This window comes from Paenibacillus sp. BJ-4, assembly GCF_020404765.1.
Taxonomy (GTDB): domain Bacteria; phylum Bacillota; class Bacilli; order Paenibacillales; family Paenibacillaceae; genus Paenibacillus.
Window position 1 is genome coordinate 1 of the sequence record NZ_JAIVEM010000169.1, and the last position, 2,693, is coordinate 2,693.

Annotated in this window: 4 protein-coding genes; all 4 read left to right on the forward strand. The window is 34.6% G+C overall.

The window, feature by feature from the left end; all coding sequences use genetic code 11:
* Nucleotides 1-202: 202 nt before the first annotated feature.
* From LCF57_RS25685 to LCF57_RS25700, 4 genes are read left to right on the forward strand one after another with little or no spacing between them, the layout of a single operon-like run.
* A complete protein-coding gene (locus tag LCF57_RS25685; protein WP_226003195.1) occupies nucleotides 203-868 on the forward strand; it encodes a TetR/AcrR family transcriptional regulator in 666 nt (221 codons plus the stop codon).
* Nucleotides 861-1,604, forward strand: coding sequence for an ABC transporter ATP-binding protein (locus LCF57_RS25690; protein ID WP_226003196.1), 744 nt, complete (start codon nucleotides 861-863; stop codon nucleotides 1,602-1,604). Before LCF57_RS25685 ends, LCF57_RS25690 begins: the two co-directional genes overlap by 8 nt.
* Nucleotides 1,588-2,298: an ABC transporter permease gene (locus tag LCF57_RS25695; RefSeq protein WP_127760302.1), complete on the forward strand. Its 711-nt coding sequence runs from the start codon at nucleotides 1,588-1,590 to the stop codon at nucleotides 2,296-2,298. The genes LCF57_RS25690 and LCF57_RS25695 overlap by 17 nt, the downstream gene beginning before the upstream one ends.
* Nucleotides 2,299-2,529 carry a hypothetical protein gene (locus tag LCF57_RS25700; RefSeq protein WP_226003197.1) on the forward strand — a complete coding sequence of 77 codons (231 nt, stop codon included), beginning with the start codon at nucleotides 2,299-2,301 and terminating at the stop codon, nucleotides 2,527-2,529.
* Nucleotides 2,530-2,693: the final 164 nt, after the last annotated feature.

Genomic DNA, 2,693 nt, shown 5'->3' on the forward strand with positions numbered 1-2,693 from the left:
GTATCGTTCGTACATTCGACGTTTTTTGGCTTGCTTCATCGCGATTTGGATCTCTTGGAATGATGTTGAATGTTCCATTGAATTCCCCTGCCTGTCTAAAGTCATGTTCAACTTATATAGCAATATTGACAAATTTCAAAAAATGGATATAGTAAAATAAAAACCGGACGTTCGGTATGTTTTTGTTTGGAGGCTAATAAGTATGGCGAAAAAATATAATTCACAAGCAACGATTGAAACCATTTTGTCTGTTTCCGCAAAACTTTTTCTGGAAAAAGGATTTGATAAAACCAGTATAAAGGATATCGCGGAAACTGCAGGAATATCAAAAGGGGCTATTTACCATCATTTTCAATCCAAGGATGAAATCATCAATGCCGTTACGGAAATGCAGGCACAAAGCGTAGAAAATATGATAAAGGGTTGGTTATCTGAAATGGGGTCTTGTACTGGAAAAGAAAAGCTAATTACTCTTTTGCATAAGAGCTTTTCAAGCCAAGAGGTACACTATTTGGACGATGTGATGGGTTCACGCATAAAAAGTCCAGAATTTGTAGTGTCATATATGCAGGACTGCGTAAACAAAGACTCTGCACTCATTACTGAAATCATAAAAGAAGGAATAGCAGATGGCTCACTTATTACTAATTATCCCGAAGAATGTGCAGAGGTTTTTTTACTATTGATGAATATTTGGTGCGACCCTGTTGTTTTTAAGTGTAACCATGCCAAATTAGCCATGCGTTTGAAATTTTTGCAACATATGATGAAATCAATCGGAATGGATATATTGAATGATGATTTGCTTGAAAAGATAAAAGAATTATTGCAAAGGTTATATCCAGAGGAGAACAAAACAAATGAATAATATTTCTGCTGTAAAAGTCGAAAACCTTACAAAAACCTTTGATGGAAATGAAGTAATAAAATATTGCAATATGAATGTGCAAAAAGGTACTATTTATGGTTTTTTAGGTGCAAATGGAGCTGGAACAACAACGGTATTTAAAATGCTGTCTGGCTTGCTTACACCGACAATGGGGAATGCACAAGTTTTAGAAATGGATGTTAGGTCTCAACGAAGTGAAATTTTAAGAAATATTGGAACGATCATTGAAACTCCTGTATTTTATGAGCATTTATCAGCAACTGAAAATTTAGAAATACACCAAGCCTATATGGAAGATAATGACACGGATACAGCCTCTGTTTTAACTAAAGTCGGATTAAATGACACAGGCAAACAGCCTGTTTCAAAATTCTCTCTTGGTATGCGTCAACGATTAGCCATTGCAAGAGCTATCATTCATAAACCTAAATTGTTGATTTTAGATGAACCCATTAACGGACTAGATCCAATTGGAATTAGAGAAATGAGAGAATTGTTCCTTGATCTTGTTAAAAATCAAGATATGACCTTATTGATTTCCAGTCATATTTTATCGGAAATTGAGCATATTGCTGATACCATTGGGGTGATTGTAAACGGCACTGTTATACGAGAGACTTCTTTGGCCGAAGTAAAGGCAGAATCCCCGAATGGTCTTGAAGAGTATTTTATGGATATCATGACCGGGAGGATAAGCAATGATAAAACTTATTAAATTGGAATTGAGAAGAAACAACATTCGTACTTATGTAATTGCCAGCATTATGATTGCTATAGTCATGTTAGGTTTCCTCTATCTATTTGCCTATGCGCCAAAGCTAGAGCCAAACGATAAAGATTTAGAGATTTTTTTAGGATATAACAATCTGATCCCTTTGTTTGGTGTATTAAATATGGCGGCTTTTTGCGTCCTATCAGCTGTTATGTATTCTAAATTTATAGTCGAGGATTATTCTGGAAATAGACCTGTTTTACTTTTTTCATACCCGATAAGCAGAAAAAAGATCTTATTTTCAAAATTAAGTGTTGTTAGCATATTTACGATTATTTCAATGATTATTAGCAATCTCATTATTTTTTTGATATTTGGTATAACCGAAAAAACTATGCATCTTGTCAGTGGAGGCTTTACGGCTGCTATTATGCTACAAGCTATAAAAATTACAGTTGTCATGGCCATTATAGCCGCATGTATAGGAATTATAGCAACGGGCATTGGATTTATTAAGAAATCAGTTCCTACTACCATTGTTTCGGCTGTTCTCTTGGCTTCGCTGATGTGCAATATTGTGGTAAACACCACTTCAAGTATAACGTTCATGTATATATTCAGTTTGATTATGATATTTGTCGGAATAATCTTTTCTGTAAATCTGATTCACAAAGTAAATCATATGGAGGTAGAGTAAATGGAACAAAGAATTGAAAAGTCCATTAATTATGTACTTGAAAGTGCTTCATCCCAACTTTATATTTTTAGTATTGGTCTTGGAATTGTGCTTGTTATATTAGGAATTTTCCTCTTCCTCTCTGGAAAGCGTACAAAAGGAAAAACGGGTAAAATAAATACTGGTTTAATTTGTGCGGTAATTGGTATCGTCGCTATTGTGAGTGGGACTATTCAAATCTATATAAGTTGAACTTAAGATTAGAAAACTATGGTAAGGATTTCGTTGCTACATGTCGAAGTATGTAGTAAATGACTTTAGACAGGCAGGGGAATTCAATGGAACATTCAACATCATTCCAAGAGATCCAAATCGCGATGAAGCAAGCCAAAAAACGTCGAATGTACGAACGATAC

Bases quoted from the DNA above. Each gene is read 5' to 3' on its own strand.
- LCF57_RS25690 (WP_226003196.1), top strand. From the start codon at position 861: ATGAATAATATTTCTGCTGTAAAAGTCGAAAACCTTACAAAAACCTTT.
- LCF57_RS25685 (WP_226003195.1), top strand. From the start codon at position 203: ATGGCGAAAAAATATAATTCACAAGCAACGATTGAAACCATTTTGTCT.
- LCF57_RS25700 (WP_226003197.1), top strand. From the start codon at position 2,299: ATGGAACAAAGAATTGAAAAGTCCATTAATTATGTACTTGAAAGTGCT.
- LCF57_RS25695 (WP_127760302.1), top strand. From the start codon at position 1,588: ATGATAAAACTTATTAAATTGGAATTGAGAAGAAACAACATTCGTACT.